At 56.3% G+C, this 714-nt stretch carries 2 protein-coding genes; both read right to left on the minus strand.

Annotated elements, in window-relative coordinates; genetic code table 11:
• On the minus strand, window positions 1-89 hold an 89-nt coding region (locus CFE47_RS31365), incomplete at its 3' end, for a hypothetical protein (protein WP_286843076.1).
• Window positions 90-130: 41 nt separating this feature from the next.
• Window positions 131-688 (minus strand): CvpA family protein, encoded by a 558-nt coding sequence (locus CFE47_RS31370; RefSeq protein ID WP_003192538.1) that lies wholly within the window; start codon window positions 686-688, stop codon window positions 131-133.
• Window positions 689-714 lie beyond the last annotated feature (26 nt).

Below are 714 nucleotides of genomic sequence, written 5' to 3' on the forward strand. Positions count from 1 at the left end.
TCCTGGCCGCGGTGCTGGAGGACGGTTAGCGCGTCATACAGCGCCTGATTGACGTTCGACTTACCGACGATACCGACGATGCCACACATGCGACGCAACCCCTACTTAATGAATCTTGACTGAACACAGCTTACTGAGGCGTTTTGGCCGGCAAGAGGTGTTCCTTGAACGGAAGATCAGCGGGTACGCTGATTCCGCTGGCCAGCCACTGACTGCTCCACCCCAAAATGAGGTTCTTGGACCAATCTGCAACCAATAGAAATTTTGGCACGAGTACAGACTCCTGCCACCACGAATCCTGCTGTACTGGCCCCAGGCTCAACAGCCCGACCGCCACAACCACCAGTAACGCGCCTCGCGCAGCACCGAAGGCCATGCCGAGAAATCGATCGGTCCCGGAGAGGCCGGTGACACGTATCAACTCGCCAATAAGATAATTGACCATTGCCCCCACCAGCAGCGTGGCGATGAACATGATGGCGCAGCCCGCGATGACGCGAGCCGAAGGTGTCTCGATGTATCCAGCCAGGTAGACCGACAGTGAACCACCGAACATCCAGGCTACGACTCCTGCAATGATCCAGGTCAGCAACGACAGTGCTTCTTTTACGAAGCCGCGGCTTAGACTGATCAAAGCGGAGATGGCGACGATTGCAACAATCGCCCAATCAACCCAGGTAAATGGCACGTTTGAGCCTACGGACAGATAAGGCG

Origin of the sequence: Pseudomonas sp. PGPPP1, assembly GCF_002255865.1 — a bacterium.
Taxonomy (GTDB): domain Bacteria; phylum Pseudomonadota; class Gammaproteobacteria; order Pseudomonadales; family Pseudomonadaceae; genus Aquipseudomonas; species Aquipseudomonas cremoris.